This is a genomic window from Bacillus sp. 123MFChir2, from assembly GCF_000383235.1.
Lineage (GTDB): Bacteria > Bacillota > Bacilli > Bacillales > Bacillaceae_G > Bacillus_A.
Genome location: NZ_KB910935.1, coordinates 68,692 through 90,261 on the forward strand (window position 1 = coordinate 68,692; position 21,570 = coordinate 90,261).

The 21,570-nt window shown below is 36.1% G+C and carries 14 protein-coding genes and 9 tRNA genes; all 23 read right to left on the bottom strand.

The window, feature by feature from the left end:
• Nucleotides 1-3: 3 nt before the first annotated feature.
• The 23 genes from H280_RS23365 to H280_RS0109120 all read right to left on the bottom strand — a co-directional run bounded on the left by H280_RS23365 (nt 4) and on the right by H280_RS0109120 (nt 21,542).
• A complete protein-coding gene (locus tag H280_RS23365; RefSeq protein ID WP_231401774.1) occupies nt 4-594 on the bottom strand; it encodes a restriction endonuclease subunit S in 591 nt (196 codons plus the stop codon).
• A gap of 119 nt (nt 595-713) precedes the next feature.
• Nucleotides 714-3,467: a type I restriction endonuclease subunit R gene (locus H280_RS0109010; RefSeq protein WP_020060796.1), complete on the bottom strand. Its 2,754-nt coding sequence runs from the start codon at nt 3,465-3,467 to the stop codon at nt 714-716.
• A 140-nt stretch (nt 3,468-3,607) separates the two neighbouring features.
• Nucleotides 3,608-5,146 (bottom strand): Tn7-like element transposition protein TnsE, encoded by a 1,539-nt coding sequence (locus tag H280_RS0109015; RefSeq protein ID WP_020060797.1) that lies wholly within the window; start codon nt 5,144-5,146, stop codon nt 3,608-3,610.
• Nucleotides 5,127-6,980, bottom strand: a complete 1,854-nt coding sequence (locus tag H280_RS0109020; RefSeq protein WP_020060798.1) for a TnsD family Tn7-like transposition protein — start codon at nt 6,978-6,980, stop codon at nt 5,127-5,129. Before H280_RS0109020 ends, H280_RS0109015 begins: the two co-directional genes overlap by 20 nt.
• Before the next feature lie 27 nt (nt 6,981-7,007).
• Complete coding sequence (locus H280_RS0109025; protein WP_155894985.1) at nt 7,008-7,400, bottom strand: hypothetical protein; 393 nt, start codon at nt 7,398-7,400, stop codon at nt 7,008-7,010.
• 20 nt (nt 7,401-7,420) lie between these two features.
• Nucleotides 7,421-9,106 (bottom strand): ATP-binding protein, encoded by a 1,686-nt coding sequence (locus H280_RS0109030; RefSeq protein ID WP_020060800.1) that lies wholly within the window; start codon nt 9,104-9,106, stop codon nt 7,421-7,423.
• Nucleotides 9,081-11,237 carry a Mu transposase C-terminal domain-containing protein gene (locus H280_RS0109035; RefSeq protein WP_020060801.1) on the bottom strand — a complete coding sequence of 719 codons (2,157 nt, stop codon included), beginning with the start codon at nt 11,235-11,237 and terminating at the stop codon, nt 9,081-9,083. The genes H280_RS0109030 and H280_RS0109035 overlap by 26 nt, the downstream gene beginning before the upstream one ends.
• The gene (locus H280_RS0109040) at nt 11,234-12,073 is read right to left on the bottom strand and encodes a heteromeric transposase endonuclease subunit TnsA (protein WP_020060802.1); all 840 of its coding nucleotides are present in this window, start codon (nt 12,071-12,073) and stop codon (nt 11,234-11,236) included. The genes H280_RS0109035 and H280_RS0109040 overlap by 4 nt, the downstream gene beginning before the upstream one ends.
• Nucleotides 12,074-12,224: 151 nt before the next feature.
• A complete protein-coding gene (gene glmS, locus H280_RS0109045; protein ID WP_020060803.1) occupies nt 12,225-14,027 on the bottom strand; it encodes a glutamine--fructose-6-phosphate transaminase (isomerizing) in 1,803 nt (600 codons plus the stop codon).
• A gap of 483 nt (nt 14,028-14,510) precedes the next feature.
• Nucleotides 14,511-15,857, bottom strand: coding sequence for a phosphoglucosamine mutase (gene glmM, locus H280_RS0109055; RefSeq protein ID WP_020060805.1), 1,347 nt, complete (start codon nt 15,855-15,857; stop codon nt 14,511-14,513).
• Nucleotides 15,858-15,859: 2 nt separating this feature from the next.
• Complete coding sequence (locus H280_RS23370) at nt 15,860-17,173, bottom strand: CdaR family protein (protein ID WP_020060806.1); 1,314 nt, start codon at nt 17,171-17,173, stop codon at nt 15,860-15,862.
• Complete coding sequence (cdaA, locus tag H280_RS0109065) at nt 17,166-17,990, bottom strand: diadenylate cyclase CdaA (protein ID WP_020060807.1); 825 nt, start codon at nt 17,988-17,990, stop codon at nt 17,166-17,168. Before cdaA ends, H280_RS23370 begins: the two co-directional genes overlap by 8 nt.
• Nucleotides 17,991-18,202: 212 nt before the next feature.
• A complete protein-coding gene (rocF, locus tag H280_RS0109070) occupies nt 18,203-19,096 on the bottom strand; it encodes an arginase (RefSeq protein WP_020060808.1) in 894 nt (297 codons plus the stop codon).
• A 157-nt stretch (nt 19,097-19,253) separates the two neighbouring features.
• Nucleotides 19,254-20,405 carry a glycerate kinase gene (locus H280_RS0109075; RefSeq protein WP_020060809.1) on the bottom strand — a complete coding sequence of 384 codons (1,152 nt, stop codon included), beginning with the start codon at nt 20,403-20,405 and terminating at the stop codon, nt 19,254-19,256.
• Nucleotides 20,406-20,737: 332 nt separating this feature from the next.
• Nucleotides 20,738-20,810, bottom strand: a tRNA-Ala gene (locus H280_RS0109080).
• Between the two features lie 4 nt (nt 20,811-20,814).
• Nucleotides 20,815-20,889 (bottom strand) — tRNA-Gly (locus H280_RS0109085).
• A gap of 5 nt (nt 20,890-20,894) precedes the next feature.
• Nucleotides 20,895-20,970 (bottom strand) — tRNA-Lys (locus H280_RS0109090).
• Between the two features lie 5 nt (nt 20,971-20,975).
• Nucleotides 20,976-21,050 (bottom strand) — tRNA-Gln (locus tag H280_RS0109095).
• 63 nt (nt 21,051-21,113) lie between these two features.
• A tRNA-Tyr gene (locus H280_RS0109100) sits at nt 21,114-21,197 on the bottom strand.
• A gap of 16 nt (nt 21,198-21,213) precedes the next feature.
• A tRNA-Val gene (locus H280_RS0109105) sits at nt 21,214-21,289 on the bottom strand.
• Between the two features lie 5 nt (nt 21,290-21,294).
• Nucleotides 21,295-21,369 (bottom strand) — tRNA-Glu (locus tag H280_RS0109110).
• 22 nt (nt 21,370-21,391) lie between these two features.
• Nucleotides 21,392-21,464 (bottom strand) — tRNA-Thr (locus H280_RS0109115).
• A 3-nt stretch (nt 21,465-21,467) separates the two neighbouring features.
• Nucleotides 21,468-21,542 (bottom strand) — tRNA-Asn (locus H280_RS0109120).
• Nucleotides 21,543-21,570: the final 28 nt, after the last annotated feature.

Sequence of the window (21,570 nt, forward strand, 5' to 3'; positions counted from 1 at the left end):
CTCCTATTGTTCTGTGATCTTCACCATTTGATGATGAAGAAATAATTGTTCCAATGTATCTTTTTCTTTTAAAAGCGCTGACTTTTTCTTCTTTAATTGTGCTATTTGTCCAAGCTTTCGTTGCTTTTCAATGGTCGGAAGCACAAGCTCAATTTCTTTTACATTCGATAACTTTAATGAAGAAATAATACTTCCTTCTGTAAATAGCGCAATTTGTTTTTGAATCGAAGGATGTTCATTAAATAACCACTCCATAAAATGCACATCTACTTCTTCCGAGAAGCTTATTTTCATAAAGTTATTTGTCAACAATAGACCTTGATATTCTGGAGGAAACCAAACAACCTTTTGCGTTAATGTATGCAGTACAAGGCTTTTCGTATCTGTTAATACTTCTTGTTTAATCTTCTCTTTTTTCACATAAATCGAGCGATCTTTTTCTTGGGAAATCCGATAATCGGTTCCAAGTAAATGATTGAACTCTTTTAATGTTACTAACTGCAGTTGAACACTGTCTTCATTCAAATTCGACGTTTCAATCCGATTTGTAAAAACGCCTTGTGTGACTTCTGCACATTCTCTTAACTTCATCATATGACCTCCCCTCTGGTCATTATATTAAATGATATTTTAAATAATATCAAGTTAAAATGCATTATTTTTTGATATTTTTTAAAATAACACAAAAAAGAGGGGGATCCCCTCTCTTTTTTCTATGCTCCATATTTTGCTACTTGCTCATGAATAAAGCTTTTAATCGCTTTAATCGCCTTATTTTTCTTTAAGAACGAACCTGATAAACGGTCCATAATTGTACTATCTTCAATGATATTGGCATATTCATATGTCGCCACTTGTTCTTTTAAAACAGATTGCTCTAATCCTACTTCACTTGCAAAAGTATTCATTTCTTCTTCTTGCACTTCTTCTTCATACTTTGAATATTCATCAAGAATGGATACATTTGTACCGAGTTGCGGCACAATTTTATCTAAGAAATTATGAATTAGTTCAACTTTTAAACGTAATTTTTCATCAGACGCATGATCTAATTCTTGCTTGATTAATTTAATTTCTTGATCACGTGTTTTTTCATCATCCATTGTTAAATTCGCGATTAAATTCATAATATAGCTTACATTAATACGATCTGTATGCATTAACTCTAACTCAAAATCAATGTCTTGTAAGATAGATTCCTTACGTGGATCTTCTTTTTTCAAGCGATCATGGATTTTGAAGTACTTACTTTTATAGTCCTCGTAAGATTGCTCTGTAATTTGCAGTTCATCTTCATCAAATTCAAAGTCAGAAAATGATTGCAAACGTTGAAGCATTTTTGTGACGTTTTTGAAAGCAACAATAAATTCACGCTGATCTTCTTCTGTTTGAAGTACATCGACTTGTTCAGGCGATGCTGCAACTTTTTTGAGTTCTTCTAATGCTTCTTTAAATTTTGCTAGATAGGCATCATAATTTTGCATTAAGACATCATCAACCGAATCTGTTTTAGAGAATAAACGGATTGTATCATCTGTTTGCTCTTTCAAATTACGGTAACAAACGACATTTCCATAAGGTTTTGTCGCCTTTTCTACACGGTTTGTACGGCTATAAGCTTGCAATAGATTGTGATACTGCAAGTTTTTATCGACATATAATGTATTGAGTGGCTTACTATCAAATCCCGTCAAGAACATATTTACGACTAATAAAATATCGATTTGTGCTTGCTTCATTTTTTTCGATACGTCTGAGAAATAGCGGTCCCATGTATCGGTTGAATAATCAGTGCCAACCATTTGATTATAGTCCTCAATCATACGGTCCAATGCTTCACGTGAATGTTCTTCTGTTCCATCACTTTCTTCATTCGCACCAAACGAATAAATCCCAGCAATTTTCAAGTTATGATTCTTCGCTTTAAATAAGTCATAGTACTTAATTAACGTTTGAATCGAATCAACCGCAAAAATACCGCAATATCCTTTACTTTTCGCACGACGATGGTGATTGTCGATAATATGGTCTGCAATCATATTTAAACGTGTAGGATGGCGTAGCACCTCATCTGTATCAATACCTTCTACTTTCGTATCATCGAATTCATCTGCTTTCGATTGGAACGTGCTAATGTATTCAACTGAGAAGCCTAATACGTTTCCATCGCGAATCGCATCTTTAATTAAATAGTGATGTAAACATTTTTCAAATAAATCTGCTGTCGTACGACCATCTTGGCTTTTATTTTCTTCAAATCTTGGCGTACCTGTAAATCCAAAGTATTGTGCATTTTGGAAATGATGGTCAATATCTTTACGCATATCACCAAACTGGCTACGATGACATTCATCAATAATAAAGACGACATGCTCTTGCTTGTAAGGCTCCATTACTTTCTCATAACGTGGATTTTTAACGGCGTTACTCATTTTTTGAATCGTTGTTACGATAAAACGCTTCATTGGATTTTTGATTTGTTTAATTAATTCATCCGTTTTATCTGTGCGGTCTACAGAACCTTTTTCAAACTTATTAAATTCCGCAGTCGTTTGGCTATCTAAATCTTGACGGTCCACTAAGAAGAATACTTTTTTGATACTTTCTTCATTCGCTAAAATTTGTCCAGATTTAAACGATGTCAATGTTTTACCCGAACCGGTTGTGTGCCAAATAAAACCGTTATTATTCGTCTCCGTCGCACGTTTGACTAACGCTTCCACCGCATATACTTGATAAGGACGCATGACCATTAAGGCCTTATCGGTATCGTTAATAATCATATAGCGGCTTACCATTTTCGCTAAATGACAAGGTTGTAAAAAGGCTTTCGTGAACTCCTGTAAGTTCGTAATAATATTGTTTTCTTCATCTGACCAGAAGAATGTAAAACCAAATTGAATATCATAATCAGAGTTTGAGAAGTATTTCGTATCGACGCCATTACTTACAACAAAAATTTGTAAGAAGTGATAGAGCCCTTGGAACGAATGGCGACGGTAACGCTGAATTTGATTAAATGCTTCTTTAAAATCTAATCCTCTTCGCTTTAACTCAATTTGGACGATTGGTAACCCATTGATGAAAACGGTGACGTCGTAACGATTTTCGTATTTGCCAAACATTGTCGTTTGCGTTGTCACCTGGAATAAGTTTTTACACCATTGTTTCGTATTCATAAGTTCTAAATAAAGCTCCGTACCATCTTCACGCTCGATTAGCAATTTATCACGTAAGATTTTTGCAGACTCATAAATACTTTTATCTTCTGTTGCAACCAGCACACGCTTAAATTCTTTATCTGTTAACGGTTGCCCATTTAATTTCTTCTCATTGAACTTATTTAATTGCGCACGAAAATTGGCTAATACAGCTGCATAATCCGATAATTGAACAGCTTCATAACCTTGTTTTTGCAATTGCTCAACTAAATGATTTTCTAGTTGTGCTTCTGACTGATAACCCACTTCCACATCCCCCACATATCCACTTTTATATATTCAAAATAGCTTTACCTATCAATAATCATACCATCGAAAAGAATTTCTGTATTAATATTCCATAAAGTATATTACTAAATTTGTTCTATGGGAAATTATACGATTTGTCAAAATAGCTTTTCAAATAACAATTTAGCTTTATGTATAACGCTTTTCTTACTGTGTTTAGCTTTTTTTACAACAATACCTTCTCTTTCTATCCCCATAATTAATTCCTTAGCCCAAAAACCACTTTTATCCACTAAGCCCGACAACATGTCTTGAATAATCGAAGGCCATTCCACACTGATAGTTGCGGACAATATCAGCATAGATAAAGAACGACTTTCTCGCTCGATTTCCAAAATTTCATACTGTCTTCCATTAAATAATTCTATACTAGCTACTATGTACTTACGCTTTGCAATCCCATCATCTAAATAACTAAATCTCCGCCTTTCGCTTCCCATTGGTAATATACCTGTGATTACTTTAATTGCTTTAACTTCTGGATAACCTTCTAAAACCTTAAGTACATTAATAAAATCCAATAATTCGCCTTGTGCCTGTATCTCATATAAAGGTTTATTTTCTATTCCTCTTGCAAGCTGATTACCGCCAACATCAGCGGTAGATCTTCGTCCATTATCCTCAATAAAATAACGTTTTGTATTTTCATCTTCTTGTGTTCGTTGCTTATTAGAATTTCTACGAATTTTTGTTACCTTCGGAAGCTTTTCGTATTCATGAATTTGATTATCCATTTCTATTAAATCAAAATCATCAGTTGTTCCCTCAGCTTCTTCATCTAATTTCATTTCAGATTCACCTATACCATCATTCCGCTTTGAATGAAATGCATATTTTTTAGCTTCGCTTGTCCTTTCATTTTGAATTATCTCTGGATGAGTAAATGATATCTCTTTATAAGGAATCTTTTTATTTTTAACACTCTTTATTCGAAGGATAGTTCCTCCCGCTACACTTGATTTAACAGCAGTAATAACAGTAATAGGTTGCTTGAATAACCAATCAAACTGTAGGATTGCTGTATTAATAAAGGCATAAGCGGCATTTTCGAATACTTGTCTTAGATCTGAATTTGTTAAAAGCCATACTAGCTGGAATAAGTAGGAGTCTTTCGTATACTTACGATGATATTGTGATGAAAAATCTAGATGTAGCTTATTGGGCTCGTATTGCTCAATAAAATATTGCGGAAAAGAATTCGTTTCAAATAAACGATATAATAAGAATCGATTTGGTGCTAAAATACTACGCACAACTTCAATAAGGGGCAAGATATATTTTTTATTTTGGTATGAAACAGTGAAACTACGCGAAACATCTTTATCATTTGTACCAAAGATGCTCCAATCCCTTTCTGAATAGGTCACAGTGTTTGGATAAATTTTAATTTCAACTTCTTCTATACCTGACGGAGGAATACTTTGACTAATGTTGCCGTTCATGTAGTAATGCTGAATAGCTAAAGCTGGCAAAGTTCCCCAATCAACTAATAATTTTTCAGTCCTATCATTTGCTCTAAAATACGCATAAATCATCGTTTTTTTATCTTGCAAAAAAGGAGAGCTAATCCAAGTTAATTGTGCTTGCTCTCCTTCATCAAATGGCCAATTATTCAGTTTAACCTGTTGTTTGCTCATCGTTACTCACATCCTGTTTCCTTTTCAAATATTCTTCTAGCTTTGGTTTTATTTCATGAAAATGATGCGTTTTCACTGCTGCTATACGCTGTACTTGCCATAGTATAACTGGTTCATCCATCGTTATCATTTGGTCAATCACTTTACAACAACGACGAATTTGAAATTGCTCGACTGACTCAATTATTTCTTCTAATAATTCCTTCGTTTGCAATAGTTTATCTAAATGACGCTCTAAGTTCGCTAATATTCCTAATCGTTTACCTAATACCGAAATCGTTATTCGAATAGGCCTTTCTTCCGCCAGTAACTCTTTATAGAGCACTTTTATTTTTACAACGTATTCTCTATCTCTCTTATCCCAGTCTATCTTTTTAGTCGGCTCTAGCTTCTTTTGTTTTATAGGCAAATTCTCCATCAACCATTCTTTATCATGTCGATATAAGAACATATATTGCTTTTTAAAAAGCTCTCGCAAATCTGTACGAGACAAATTAGGAAATTTCCGTATACCTTCTATCATCTCATTTCGATACTGTTCCAGTAACACTTTATCCTCTATTTTCACTTGATTATTTGTTATCTCATGTTCCTCTAAATATCTTTTAACTGTCTTGGAATCGACTCCTAATTCCCTCGCAATTGCTCTTGTACTAAGGTTCTTATTAGATAATTGTTTAAGCTTTGACTTCCACACTTCACCAAATATTTTCACTCTTCCTATACGAAATCGGTCTTCTAAAAATGTATCAGGACCTTTTCTTGCGTAGACAAAACCACATGAACAGTTGAATGTACCAATTAGAGCTGTTGATTTAAAATCTCTTGTAACCTCAACACTAGGAATGACCATGTCTCTATAGTGTGTTGCCGCTTTATTCAAACAAGGCCAAGGCCCCGCACCAAACAGAGCTACATGAGCCTTTTGATTCACCAAGTCATCTATATCCTGTTCTAAGAAATAAAGCATTAACAAATGCCTAAAAGGATGTACATGACGATTTGTATTACGAGTAATCATCTTTAACCAGTTATACTCATCCGCTATATTTAGAGTACTCTCATACTTTTCTAAAAAGCCTTTAGGGAACTTACTTTTAAACGCTTGATACAATTCTTTTTGGCGTACACGATTCGAAACTGTAATCAGATTTAATTCACACAATAACGCACGGTATTTCAACTTAATATCTTCTCGTGAAAATTTTTGCAACGGTAATTGCAATAATTTATATGCTTGTTTTGATAAGTAAATTGAAATTTTTGCAAAAGGGTCACTTTTATAAATAGAAGATAGATTCATATTCTTTAACTCAAAGCGAATGTATTCAATACAGCTAGCTGTATCTACTGGGTATTTTCTCAATTGCACCTCATGGTGGGGACAGTAATCAATGCCTTGTAATTGATGCTTTCGATGTATATATGGTTCTCCAAATTGCTCTACATCACTTTTCGTACATTCTGCACAATAATAGAGGCCAGCTTTTCTACAAATACTTCCTGCAATCATACCAAGTCTTGTGTAAAGTGCTTGTCCATTACCAGCAACGTCTTGTAAAATTTCTTGCTGACGCTGTTTTGTTAAAAATATTGCATAATAAGGATAAATTGTATGATTAGCTAGTATAGTCTTAACAGAATAGTTAGAGCCTAGTTGCTCAGCTAATATAGCAAAATGACTACCAATCTCCACACTCGGAATCACAGAACGACTTTGAAACACTTCTTCTAATGTGTCTTTACAATCAAGATTTCCACTATAAAAGTGATAACGTGCAATCGCTGAATACATCAATTCATCTGGATATGGATTAGTAAAGAAGGGGAGCATTTATATGACCTCCTAAATACCAATATTTTATTCCTTGTTTTTCATCGCTAAGTTACTCAAATATCTAACTGTAGTCATAAATCCTAAACATAGTAAGGTTGCTATAATTTTCCCCGTAAAAGTAGGCCATACAGTAATAGAGTAAAATAATATTGTAAAAGCCAATATAGTAGGAGCATCTGCATAAATTGTTGCTAAAATATCTTTTTTCAAAACTGCCTTAGCTGTGCTTTTGATAATACTTCCCTCAAAACTAAACCAAAGTATTGATAATATTGCATACGCATTTCCAATCCATTCAACTTTTGTTATAAAAAATGTAACCCCTGTGATTACGATTAAAGTTAAAATGCCTGAAATAAACTTAAAGTTTTTTATATCTATTTCTTCCTCTGTTTTAACTGCCTTTTTCTGCATCATTATTACCTCCAATTGAAAGTTTAAAAAAATTCTTGTAATACTTGTTTTATAAATCCTTTTGATTTCAAAAAATCATAAGAATGTTCATTACTCTGAAGTGCTTTCCTCCTTAATTCTAATAACGGTAATAATTCTATTTTATTTATTTTTTTCTGACTTTCGGATAATTTCTTTTGCTTATCCATCGCTTCCCGAACAGCTTCAAATTTTAAAATGCTATATTCTACATCAATAGGACTATTTTCAATAATCTTAGTAACTAACTTCTTAATATCAGTATCATTCAAAGCATCAAAAATTCCTAACGAAGCAACCTCAATACTTAAACTCTCAATCGTCTCTTGTCTCTTATATTGCAACGTATTTTGACGTTCTTTCATCGCGGCTTTGATTTTTCCCTCGTACTCTGTATTTTGCTTATGGTTTATCATCAAATCATCCAAATTAATCATAATATCTTCATACTTATACATTGCCTTCAAATCATTTTTACGAATGGCATTAAGCATTGGCTGAATAATTTTCATATCCTCTTTAGCTGTTTTCTTCAACACTCGAGAAGTAATTGTTTCATCTTCATTTGATTCATCAAAAAGCGCTCGCTCCTGTGCTAGAATAAACAAATTTACAGCTACCGAAGTAATTCCTTGGCATTCTTCATAAAACGTCTTTTTAATTTCGCCAGTAAGTTCTGAACGAGTTTTTAAGCATTGTAACTCCCATAATGTTTCTAAAAAGAACTCCCATTCCTCACTGTCCTCAGCCATACGATCCCAAATAATTGCACCATCACTTGCTGCGCGACGAGCTTGACGGAAGTTTCCTTTAAATAATTGTTGGGCCTTCGAAGTACCAATTAACACTGTAGGGATACCGACTGTATTTGATAATGTAACAAAAAAGTTCAACATCTCTTCTTGGTCATTTTTTGAATGTAGTAAATGCTGTATTTCATCAATAACTAACACACCGATACCGTACATACTTGCTAAGGAAGTCATGTGTAAAAGCATCGTTGATGTAACACGATTTAAATAACCATACTTCTCCAAATAACGAGTACCGAGTAGATCATCAATCGCCTTGAAAAATCCTTTACACATTGTAGATAAGCTGCCATCATATGGACAATCGATTTTGAGCCAAACAATTTGTGTACGATTAAACAGTTGTCCTTTGTAAGCTTCATGTTTAATAACTTGCGGATACATAAGTAGCAAGCGCTCAATTGCTGTTGTTTTCCCAATACCTGAAATGCCAATAATCGATAAACTATCTGCTGTGGAGCGAATATAATTTAATCGCTCATCAATATATTTATGTGCTTCCACTTCATCTTCTCTTAGCTGGTGTAAAACCCGAATACGCTCTAAAAATGTTTTATCTAATGGATTACGTGCTAAGTAACCCCGACGAATTAAAGTCGACAAGCGACGTTCTACCTCAAAATGGATAGGCAAAGGTTGAATGAAGTTCTTTACACGCTTCAACACATGGTAGCGAATATTCGTTTCACTTTGTTTATCTTGCTCTGTAATACGTGGTGTTACCATAAATCGTTCTAACACATCATCCTCATCGAAGATTGGTGGGAGCGCTTCGATAAAGGGATTATTGTCATACTCAGATAAAGCCTGCTCTTTGTAATTAGCTTCCTCAAAATCACCTTTAAGGACAAGATTATTCGTCTTTTCCAAACTTCTCATCTCGCTTTTTCTTTAATTTTTCCATTAGGCGAGAGCTAGACTTTTTAGATAGCTCACTTTGTACCTTTTCTTTTGTAGAAAAATCAATTACTTCTGCTTTCTCACTAACAGCCGCTGGTGACAAATCAAACTTTTCTTGTTGTCTATTTAACTGCTTTTCCGTATTTTTATTTTCTCTAATAGATGCAATTTTTTCTCTTTTGCTAGTAGATTCGTTTACAGATTGTTGTTTCTTTTTCTTTGCTTTTTTAATGATTTCATCCATCTTTGCATCTGTATTAATCGTCAGCTGTATTTGATTGGAACGTTCGATCTCTTCCAATTCACTTCGTAATTGTTGTTGGAAAATAATTTCTTCTAAGAAGTCGTTGCGATATTGTTGACTTGGCTCAAGTAAAATACAAGACTCGAAATCCACCCCATTATCATGCGGAATATAAATTTTCTCTACGTTACGTGGATCATAAACTATCTCGATACTTCTGTTCTTAAGTTTTAAATACCATTGTTCTTCAATTGCTTGCTTTGAACTATATAATAGGTTTTTAAATTTAATACCAGCTCTAGAAATAGTAGCGTTTCCCCGGGGTAAAACATTTAGCCTTAGAATATTTCTATCAACAGTTCTTAATCTGCCCTTACGGTTTTGAATTCCCCAGTTCCATAAATTGATTGGATTTGGTACTAAACCATCTGTAATCATTTCTTTTTCCATTGGATATTTATCAACGATTTTATGGTTGTGATGAAGCACCAGCGTAATAATTATTGCTGTGAATTCCTTAAGATTTAAAGTCGCATCCAAGCGATAATCTCTATCTCCACGCTCACGATATTCCTTTTGAATGGCACCTGGTGCCTTTTGTTTCACCTTGCCATTCAATGTACGAAATTTACGTTCTACAATTCCTTTTAAATCCCCTCGATAAGCAGTTGTATTTTCAATTTTGATATTTAAATTATTAATTAGATTTTCAACAGAGTAGCCTTCAAACTCGCCCCGATCAGCAATAATAATCTCAGGTAAGTGATATGTAGGCCATTGCTCCTCAAGTATTTCAATCCCATACCGCTTACAAAATCCCACTTTATTAGTGATCATATTATCTAAAGCCATCATCGCTCCGATCCATGATGGACCTTCTAATCCGACATATAATCCTGTAACGATACGAGAATACACATCGATTACAGCGTAAATAACTGGCCTACCAATGACTTTATTTACATCCAAGGAACTAACTAAGTAAATGTCTGCGATTGTTGCATCAACTTGAAAACGCGTTCCTGGACCGTTTGTTTCAGATTTCGAATCACTTAAAATTGGTCTATGTTTAGACTCAAATTCCTTGGCACTCTTACGGAATTGAATATCTTTTTTCGGATCCTCTAGTTTTTTAAACCAATAGTAAAACTGATTATAAGAAGGTATTCGACTAGCATCCCAAACATGGTATTTCATTTCCATATTATCTTTATAGCGGTCTGAGTAGAAATCACGCAAAATAAAATGGTATACGTCTGTTAGTGAATAATTATTTGTTTTGCGATAGTACTTGTTAATGGCGTGCTCAAATTGCAACTTCACTTCATTAGTAATATTGATACCCGTTTGATAATTTCCACTAATATTTACTCTTCGAGGGCGTCCTACTTTAGATTTCATTAATGTCTTTGTTTTCCCCTTACCACCTGAGTTTGCATAGTCTGGTAACATCGCGTTCTTATTCATGCCACGCTGCCAATAACGACTGAGAAGTTTCTTTATTTTGGTTGGACTTGTACCACCTTCCTTAGCAATTTCCTTTATTTTCTTCTCTCGTCCACTTTTTTGAAGTAGAGCTTCCATATGATTAAGACAATATTGTTGAATAATAGACCAACCTTCTTCTCTTTTTTGTATTTGTCGATTAGTTAACTCGGTATCTATTATTCCTTTTGCAAATGGATCACTAATTACAAGCAAGTGTCCTTGTTGCAATTCTGTCAATAAATTTGAATATAATTCCCTTTTAGGCATAGAACTAATTGCATCTATGTCAACCATAAATACAAATGGCTCTTTTATCTCAATAATACGAATACGCTTAGAGTCTGCTGTATATTGAAGAACTTGGTTAATATAAATCATCCATGCTTCACCTTCTTCAGCTTACTTTCATCAATCAACTTAATATCAATAGGCTCCTCTAAATTTAGTGGTTTAAGCATATCTATCACTATAATTTTTCGAGCAAGCAAATGATAAAAAAGGGTCACACCACTGCCAAAAGGTAAATGTGTATCTGTATCAAATTCACTTGTAATCATACGGACACTACGTGAATCATTTAGTAATCTTTGCATCAAGGACAAAGATAAATCTTCAATAAGCTGCGCACTCATTTCTTGGAAGACATCATAATCTCGAATGTCATAGTAATCATGGATATAGCTAATATTTCTCGCCATTGTTTTTGGAATTTCTTCTTCCGTTACAATACCCCAATCAATATCTCTACGTAGCCAATACTCCCGCTCAATTTCGAACTTCTCAAGTACTCGTTCCTTTAGTAATTCATCTTTCATTTTGATAGTACGAGCAACTTCAATGATGCCTTGACCTTTATCAAGAGATAATAAAAAATCCGTTGTCATCACAATTGGTTCACCAGTTTTAGGATCAGTAGAATGCTCAATACCTAACTCATCTGCAATGACAATTGTTTCTTCCAACGGTAGTAAAGGAAATTGCTCCCGAATATCAATAATAAAATCGGAATGTTCAGTTAAATAAAAATAGTTTCGTTCTAAATCCGATAAAAATTCATGTTGCCTACTCGTTTTTATTCCTTTCAAACGAGTTGAACGACCTAGAGAGGAGACATCCTGAATTTTTAGCCACGGTTTATAATCTGCGCCTATCCCTGAACCTCGACCTTGTTTAATCCACTTTTCAATTTCAGATGTTCTTTTTCTTTTGGACATAAAAACACCCCTTTAGACAATCATATCTAAAGGGGTAAAACGGTGCAACTTTTTTATAAACAGTTAAACTTTTTTCAAAACGGTTAATCTTTTTTATAAACAGTTAATCTTTATTTCAAATCCACACAACCTTATTTCAAATCTATAACTCTTACTCAACCGTCACCGACTTAGCCAAGTTACGCGGTTTATCAACGTCACACTCACGGTGAAGTGCTGCATAGTATGAGATTAACTGTAATGGAATGACTACTGCAAGCGGTGCTAGTGCCTCGTGTACAGCTGGTACGATGAAGCGATCGCCTTCCATTTCTAAGCCTTTCATTGCGATGATGCAAGGGTTTGCTCCGCGTGCAGCTACTTCTTTTACGTTACCACGAATACCAAGGTTTACGTGTTCTTGCGTAGCAAGCGCAATAACTGGTGTACCTTGTTCAATTAACGCGATTGTGCCGTGTTTTAACTCTCCTCCAGCAAAGCCCTCTGCTTGGATGTAAGAGATTTCTTTTAGCTTTAATGCACCTTCTAAACCAACGTAGAAGTCAACGCTGCGGCCAATGAAGAAACAGTTACGTGTTGTTGCTAAGTATTCTTTCGCAATTGCATCCATTTCATCTTTTTGGTCGCAAAGTACTTCCATTGCGTTTGCAACAAGACCTAGTTCTTTGATTAAATCAAAGCCAAGTGCTAAACCTTTTGCTTTTGCAATGTCAGCCGCTAAGATTGCAAGTACTGCAAGCTGTGCTGTATATGCTTTCGTAGAAGCTACAGCAATTTCTGGGCCAGCATATAATGGCAATGTATAATTCGCTTCACGAGATAGTGTAGAGCCTGGTCCGTTTGTAATTGTTAATGCTTTATGTCCCATTTCATTTGTTTGTACAAGTACTGCGCGGCTATCTGCAGTTTCACCACTTTGTGAAATGTAAATGAAGAATGGTTTTTCTGTTAATAATGGCATGTTGTAAGAGAATTCACTTGCTACATGTACTTCTACTGGTACTTTTGCAAAAGTTTCAATGAATTGTTTTCCAACAAGACCTGCATGATAACTTGTTCCGCATGCGATAATATACACACGATCGCTAGCTAAAATTGCATCGCGAATTTCTGCATCAAGTTCAATTTCGCCATCTTCATTTTGATACTTTTGAATAATATTACGAATAACAAGTGGTTGCTCATCAATTTCTTTTAGCATGAAATGAGGATATGTTCCTTTTTCAATGTCACTTGCATCTAATTCTGCTGTAAATGGTGCACGATCAATCGTTTCACCTTGTAAATTTTGAATTGTAATCTTTTCTTTTGTTACAAGAACCATTTCTTTATCCATTAGTTCGATAAATTGATCTGTAACTTGTAGCATTGCCATTGCATCACTTGCAACAACATTAAAGTTATCTCCAGTACCCACTAATAGCGGGCTTTTATTTTTAGCAACATAAATCATGTCTGGGTTTTCTGCATCAAGTAATGCTAATGCATACGAACCGTGTAATAGTGTTAATGTTTTACGGAATGCTTCTTCTACCGTCAAACCAGTTTTCACTTGTTTTTCTACAAGCTGAACGATTACTTCTGTATCTGTTTCACTTACAAAGTTTACATCTTGAAGATATTCATTCTTTAATAACTCGTAGTTTTCAATTACACCGTTATGCACAAGGGTAAAGCGCTCTGTAGTGCTTTGGTGCGGATGTGCGTTCACCTGACTTGGAACGCCATGAGTTGCCCAACGTGTATGACCGATTCCCACGTTAGCTGCTACATTTTCATCCACAATTTCACGAAGTTTTGCAATGCGGCCTTTTTCTTTAAATACAACAACACCGTTTGCTGCCTGCACTGCAATACCAGCTGAGTCGTATCCGCGGTATTCAAGCTTCTCTAACCCTTTTAATAAAATTTCCTTTGCATCTTGTTCCCCAATAAATCCTACGATTCCACACATAATTAGTCGCCGTTACAATATGCTTATGCTCTTTCATAAACATATAACGACATAGCCCGATCTTATTTTTACACATAAAAAAACGGATTTACATATCGCTAGCTTTGTAAGCTTGTAACGACTTTCACCTTCCTCTCATTTTGGTTTCAGTCTGTATGCTTCTTACTGCTAGTATAATCCGTTCCTTTTCTCTCATCACACTTTCACCTTTGTCCATTGAGTCACCTCAATGCTTTAAGTAAAAGCTTTCGGTTATGATGAACAACCGGGAGCCATCCGCCGAAATCTCGATAAACTCCTCCTCGTCAACTACATTGCAGGTAGTTCTGGCGCTTCTTACTTCAATCTATTTTGCTGAGAAAAAGAACAAAACCATCTTATAACAAATGGAATAAATCGTCAATGGAATTTTTCCATTGTAGATAACAAGTATATGCAAAAAGAGCACAAAATGTGCTCTTTTTTTGTAATAATATCCGACTATTATTCAGCTCCAACTTCTGCTTTCACAACCTCTACAATGCGGCTTACGTATTGGTCACAAAGATCTTGTGTTGGCGCTTCTGCCATAACACGAATTAATGGCTCTGTACCAGAAGGACGAACAAGAATACGACCATCTCCATCCATCTCTTCTTCTACAACACGTATGATTTCTTTAATTTTTTCATTTTCTAATGCTTGTTTTTTATCTGTTACGCGAACATTCACAAGTAATTGAGGGAACTTTTTCATTTCACTCGCAAGCTCAGATAATGATTTTTTCGTCATTTTCATAATATTTACAAGTTGAAGTGCACTTAACATGCCATCCCCAGTTGTAATGTAATCTAAGAAGATAATATGACCAGACTGTTCCCCGCCGAGATTATAACCACCACGTTTCATCTCTTCCATTACGTAACGGTCACCAACAGCTGTTTGATTACTTGTAATACCATTCGCTTCTACCGCTTTATAAAAGCCTAAATTACTCATAACTGTTGAAACAACTGTGTTATGTTTTAATTTTCCAGATTCGTTCATATATTTTGCACATATGTAGATAATTTGATCGCCATCTACAACATTTCCTTTTTCATCAACAGCAATTAAACGGTCACCATCTCCGTCAAATGCTAAACCAATATCAGCACCTTTTTCTTTCACAAACGCAGCTAATACCTCAGGATGCGTAGAACCTACACCATCGTTAATATTCATGCCGTTTGGCGATGTTCCCATTGTTGAAATGTCAGCTTCTAAATCAGCAAACAAATACGGTGCTAGAGAAGATGTTGCACCGTGTGCGCAATCTAACGCAATATGTAGGCCAGAGAAATCTTCATCTACAGTTTGTTTAATGTATTGTAAGTATTTTTGTCCGCCTTCAAAATAGTCATTTACTTGGCCTAAAGCTGTACCAACAGGACGTGGAAGTTCATCTACTTCTTTATCTAATAACGCTTCAATTTCTTCCTCTTGCTCGTCTGTTAATTTAAAACCGTCTGGACCAAAAAACTTAATTCCATTATCTTGTACAGGGTTATGAGATGCAGAAATCATCACACCAGCTTGTGCATCTAACACTTTCGTTAAATAAGCAACCCCAGGAGTAGAAATAACACCAAGGCGCATTACTTCTGCCCCAATTGATAATAGTCCAGCTACTAAAGCACCTTCTAACATATGTCCAGACACACGTGTATCACGGCCAATAATGACTTTTGGACGCTCTGTATTTTTCGTTAATACATAACCACCAAATCGACCAATCTTAAATGCTAATTCAGGCGTTAATTCTTCATTCGCAACACCTCGTACGCCGTCAGTACCAAAATATTTTCCCATTGCTATTCGCTCCTTTTTTCTTGCTCATTTCCTTTATTCGTTGGCTGCTCTGGCTGCCCTTGTACTTCATGCCCTGTATCTTGCTTCTTTGCAAGCTCTACTTTCGCATTCTTTTGTTTTAATTCTAATGTGACATTATTGGGACCGCTAATTTGAATTGGAACGTCATGTGTTCCTGCACTCATATTTCCTACATTTATGGATGCTTTAATCTGATCCGCACTTACCTTTTGTATAATACTTGCATCCCCAGAAACATCAACACTAATTTTCCCATTTTGTGGATCAGAAAATTTCATTGTTAATACATCTGATAACCCATTTACCTGTAAAAGGATGTCAGTTATTGTTTTTCTCTGTTGTTTTTGTACCTCAACTGTCACTTTTACTTGGCTAGGATCCGACTTTGTGACACCTTTAGGCAAAGAAACAGAGGCATCAAAGGTAGTTGACTCTGTAATTTTACTTAAGTCGACTTCGATGCCCTCAAGAGATGTAATATTATCAAGTACGTCTTTCGAACCATAAATCTGCACTTCATTCGGTTCAACTTTTATGCTCGTTACAGTTATACCTTCTTGTAAACTTCCCTTTTTCGTGACGCCTAGGGAAACTGTTTTTTCAGGTGATGAAACTGGTACAGTGACATTGACAGTGGAAGAACCTGTTTTCAAATCTAACTGATTCCCGTCTTTATCATACAATACAATTTTTGCTTCTTTTGTCACTGTTTTGTTAATACCTTTCAAGTCAACATATGCCCGCACAAGAGAAATTTGTGAAAGTTCCTCTGTTGTACCGGCTACTTCTACAGTGCCTGGTTTAACAATCGGTTTATCTATAACCGTTCCTTTCTGCACCTGATTCTCATTTAAATATTTCACTTGTACAGGGAAAGATTTTACTTCTTTCTTTTTAATGGTAACTTGTATTTTCGCTGGCTGAACTTTTAAATGTAAATTATTTGGAACTCCGCTATATTTTAAAGGAATTTCATATGTTCCCGGTGTATAACCACGTAAATTAACAAATACCTCAAACTGTCGTTTTACTTTAGCTGCCGCTACAACGTTATTTTGCCCTTCAAGTGTGACGCTGACTTTTTCAGGAATTCCACTTACAATATACTTATCTTCATCATAATATGCAGATACTGGAACCCCAGATATTGTTTCTGTTGTATCTCCTACTGGAAAAGGCGATGGATTAAAATTATCTGATGCATTTTTATCTATGTTTGTTGACATGTAGAGCATAATTGCTAATAATAATGCAATTCCTCTTAAAAACCAATGATTATCCATTAACTTATCCATGACGTTTTCTCCTCCAATTCCATAAAGACGAAGAAGACTGTTTTACGTTTCCGCCTAACTCTTTCATAAGCAGTTCCTTTAATTGTTCACTTTTTAAATCACGATGTAACTCGCCGTTTTTTGTTAAAGAAATGTGTCCTGTTTCTTCTGATACAACAATTGTTAAGCTATCTGTTACTTCACTTACACCCATTGCCGCACGATGACGTGTTCCCAATTCTTTAGAAATGAACGGACTTTCTGATAATGGTAAATAACAAGCAGCTGCTCTAATAATATTTCCTTGCATAATTACTGCACCATCATGCAGCGGAGTATTTGGTATAAAAATATTAATTAATAACTCTGATGAAATATTTGCATTTAGCGGGATTCCTGTTTCAACATAATCCCCCATACCAGTTTCTCTCGCCATTGTAATAAGTGCACCAATACGACGTTTCCCCATATATTCTGTTGCCTTTACAACAGCGTTTACAACCGATTCATGTTCATTTTCCTCTTGATTGCCTCCACGTGAAAATAAACTTCCCCGTCCAAGCTGCTCAAGAGCACGTCTTAACTCTGGTTGGAAAATGATAATAATTGCTAAAAATCCCCAAGTTAATGCTTGATCCATAAGCCATTGCAGTGTATGCAATTCAAAGAAATTACTTAAAATACGAACAATAATAATTACTGTAATTCCTTTTAAAAGCTGAACAGCTTTTGTACCACGGATTACAAGAATCAATTTATATATAACAAACCACACAAGGGCGATATCTACTATAGTGCTGAGATATTTAAAAATAACATTTATATCTCCAAAAGGCATTCTGACCCTTCCTCCATCTATATGTAATTTACAACAACAAATTAATTATAACATACATTATACGAACCACAATTTCAAACCACATTTCTAGACCTGACATGTAGTTGCTAGATGTCAGACTTCAAGAAATGATTCTAAACATAATGTGTCGCTGTATCTTTATTTTATAGCAAAAAAAACAGCTTTTCAGCTGCTTTTTCGCTTTTTTAAAATTATTTTAACTTTTCGCCAAATAAAGAACCCATTAACGCTACAGCTGCAATTGCAGTTTTATTTTTTTCATCTAAAATTGGATTCACTTCCACAAATTCAGCAGACGTAATCATACCAGACTCCGCTAGCATTTCCATCGCTAAATGACTTTCACGATACGATAAACCACCAGCAACTGGTGTACCCACACCAGGTGCATCATGTGGATCAAGGCCATCTAAATCTAAAGATAAATGTACGCCATCTGTATGTGATAAGTATGCCATTGTTTCTTCCATAACCGCTGTCATTCCCATGCGATCAATTTCATGCATAGTGAAAACTTTAATACCTTCTTTACGAATAAACTCTTTCTCTCCATCATCTAAAGAACGCGCACCAATAATAACTACGTTTTCTTTTTTCACTTTCGGATACTCACCATATAAATTAACAAGTGATGGATGACCATATCCTAAACTTGCAGCTAATGACATACCATGAATGTTCCCAGACGGAGATGTTTCCTCTGTATTTAAATCTCCATGTGCATCGTACCAAATCACACCAAGATTTTTATAATGTTTCGCAATACCAGCAAGCGTTCCAATCGCAATGCTATGATCGCCGCCTAATACAAGTGGAAAGCTTTTCTTCTCAATAATGCTATCCACTTTACTTGCTAGCTCATGACATACTTTTACAACTTGTTCAAGATTTCGTAATTTTTCATTTTCATTTATTTGAACTTCTCTTTCAATACATATATCCCCTAAGTCTTCTACGTTATATCCTATATTTTCAATTCTTTCAACAACTCCAGCATAACGAATCGCGCTCGCGCCCATATCAACACCACGACGCATTTGTCCTAAATCCATTGGTACTCCCACAATTGAAATTTCTTTATTCATAGATGATTCCCCCTTTTATGCTTTCACTAAATATTTTAAATCTTTTATATTATCTGACTCAACTAGACATTTTTTTGTATTTATATACACTTAATACAATACAAGGAAGCCACAAAGTGAGAATTTTCCGCTAAAATATGCATAAAAAAATCGTCCCTTACGAGTAGGGACGATTTTGTAATCCTAGTTTCCATACAGCTGCAATATTTCGTGCTGTAGTATAAATATTTTCTTTTCCCATTTCATACGCTTCTTCTAATGTCATTGCTCCTGAAACGATGCTAAATACAGCATCAATGCCCTCTTCGTAAATTGGAGTATGATTTGGGTGGACAGCTCCGGCAATTGCAATAACAGGAAGATTATGCTCTTTAGCTCGTTTTGCTACTCCTATAGGCGCTTTTCCATAGACCGTCTGTTCATCAATTCTTCCTTCTCCTGTAATCACTAAATCTGCATCTTTCAAATGAGCATTAAAATTCGTGTAATCAAGTACAATATCAATACCTTTTCTAAGCGTACCATGTAAAAAAGCAACAATAGCCGCTCCAAGTCCTCCCGCAGCACCTGCTCCTGGAACAAATTCAATATCAACATGAAGAGTTTGTTTAATCAACCTAGCATAATGCTTCAAATTGCAATCTAACCGCTCTATCATCTCGTCTGTAGCTCCTTTTTGTCTGCCAAACATAAACGTTGCCCCTGTCATCCCAGTTAAAGGATTCGTAACGTCACAAGCTGCTTCAATGCTAACCCGCGCTAAACGAGAATCTAACTGTGATATATCAAAATAAGTAATAGAGTCTAAATTCCCTCCATTTGGCTCTATAGTACAATTATTGCTATCAAAAAAACGGACGCCTAACGCGGATAACATTCCTGCTCCTCCATCGTTTGTAGCACTTCCTCCAAGTCCTAAAGTGATGCGACGGACCCCTTGCTGTAATGCGTGTAAAATGAGTTCTCCCGTTCCTCTTGTTGTCGTTACAAATGGATTCCTTTTCTCAAGTGGAACATGATGTAAACCAGAAGCAGCGGCCATTTCAATAAAAGCGGTCTGTTTATCCGAGGAGAGGCCGTAAAACCCTTCCACTACGTTTCCTAACGGACCTGTCACGGGAAGAGTCACGATTTCTCCTTGCGTTGCATTAACAAGTGCTTGTACCGTCCCTTCTCCGCCATCTGCAATAGGAATTCTTATATACTCTGCCTCTGGGTATATAGAGCGAAATCCTTTTTCTACTGCTTCACATACTTCCAAAGCCGTTAAACTTTCTTTATATGAATCAGACGCTATAATAACCTTCACATGAAACAGCTCCCTTCATCTTCAATATTAAAGTTGAAGTCATCAAAAATATATAAATTAAAATTAAAAAACGGCATAAAAAACCTTTCTTTTTTAGGAGGTACGAGCATCTGGCCATGCAGAGATCAGGACCTTTTCCTGTCACATGCAAGGTTTAAAACAAAAGGGGAAAGCAAGTAGGGGCTTACATGTAAAAAAAGTGAAATTGGATTTATATAAAGTGAAAATAACCATCAGTGAGTTTTTTCTCCCCCACCTTACTGCCCACGAATAGCGGGATAAACAAAAAAAGCCTGAAGTCTATTATTCGACTTCAAGCTTTTTTAACTATATGGAGCCTAGCGGGATCGAACCGCTGACCTCCTGCGTGCAAGGCAGGCGCTCTCCCAGCTGAGCTAAGGCCCCAAGTTGGAGCGGAAGACGGGATTCGAACCCGCGACCCCAACCTTGGCAAGGTTGTATTCTACCACTGAACTACTTCCGCAAAAATGGTGAGCCATGAAGGACTCGAACCTTCGACCCTCTGATTAAAAGTCAGATGCTCTACCAACTGAGCTAATGGCTCTTAAATGGCTGGGCTAGCTGGATTCGAACCAGCGCATGACGGAGTCAAAGTCCGTTGCCTTACCGCTTGGCTATAGCCCATTGATATTTACTATTTTGCTCGTCTCACCAAAAAAATAAACCCTTGTAAGGTTGTTTTTAAAATGGTGGAGGGGGGCAGATTCGAACTGCCGAACCCGAAGGAGCGGATTTACAGTCCGCCGCGTTTAGCCACTTCGCTACCCCTCCGACATTTAAATATATATGGTGGAGGATGACGGGATCGAACCGCCGACCCCCTGCTTGTAAGGCAGGTGCTCTCCCAGCTGAGCTAATCCTCCAAAAGTGGTGACCCGTACGGGATTCGAACCCGTGTTACCGCCGTGAAAGGGCGGTGTCTTAACCACTTGACCAACGGGCCAAAAAAAATGATACTTCTCACAAGCTTCCAACCGGGCTTGAACCGGTGACCTCTTCCTTACCATGGAAGTGCTCTACCAGCTGAGCTATGGAAGCATATGGCTCCGCAGGTAGGACTCGAACCTACGACCGATCGGTTAACAGCCGATAGCTCTACCACTGAGCTACTGCGGAATAATATAAGCCTGGCAACGTCCTACTC

Bases quoted from the DNA above. Each gene is read 5' to 3' on its own strand.
- H280_RS23365 (WP_231401774.1), bottom strand. From the start codon at position 594: ATGATGAAGTTAAGAGAATGTGCAGAAGTCACACAAGGCGTTTTTACA.
- H280_RS0109015 (WP_020060797.1), bottom strand. From the start codon at position 5,146: ATGAGCAAACAACAGGTTAAACTGAATAATTGGCCATTTGATGAAGGA.
- H280_RS0109020 (WP_020060798.1), bottom strand. From the start codon at position 6,980: ATGCTCCCCTTCTTTACTAATCCATATCCAGATGAATTGATGTATTCA.
- H280_RS0109025 (WP_155894985.1), bottom strand. From the start codon at position 7,400: ATGATGCAGAAAAAGGCAGTTAAAACAGAGGAAGAAATAGATATAAAA.
- H280_RS0109030 (WP_020060800.1), bottom strand. From the start codon at position 9,106: ATGAGAAGTTTGGAAAAGACGAATAATCTTGTCCTTAAAGGTGATTTT.
- H280_RS0109035 (WP_020060801.1), bottom strand. From the start codon at position 11,237: ATGATTTATATTAACCAAGTTCTTCAATATACAGCAGACTCTAAGCGT.
- H280_RS0109040 (WP_020060802.1), bottom strand. From the start codon at position 12,073: ATGTCCAAAAGAAAAAGAACATCTGAAATTGAAAAGTGGATTAAACAA.
- glmS (WP_020060803.1), bottom strand. From the start codon at position 14,027: ATGTGTGGAATCGTAGGATTTATTGGGGAACAAGATGCAAAGGAAATT.
- glmM (WP_020060805.1), bottom strand. From the start codon at position 15,857: ATGGGAAAATATTTTGGTACTGACGGCGTACGAGGTGTTGCGAATGAA.
- H280_RS23370 (WP_020060806.1), bottom strand. From the start codon at position 17,173: ATGGATAAGTTAATGGATAATCATTGGTTTTTAAGAGGAATTGCATTA.
- cdaA (WP_020060807.1), bottom strand. From the start codon at position 17,990: ATGCCTTTTGGAGATATAAATGTTATTTTTAAATATCTCAGCACTATA.
- rocF (WP_020060808.1), bottom strand. From the start codon at position 19,096: ATGAATAAAGAAATTTCAATTGTGGGAGTACCAATGGATTTAGGACAA.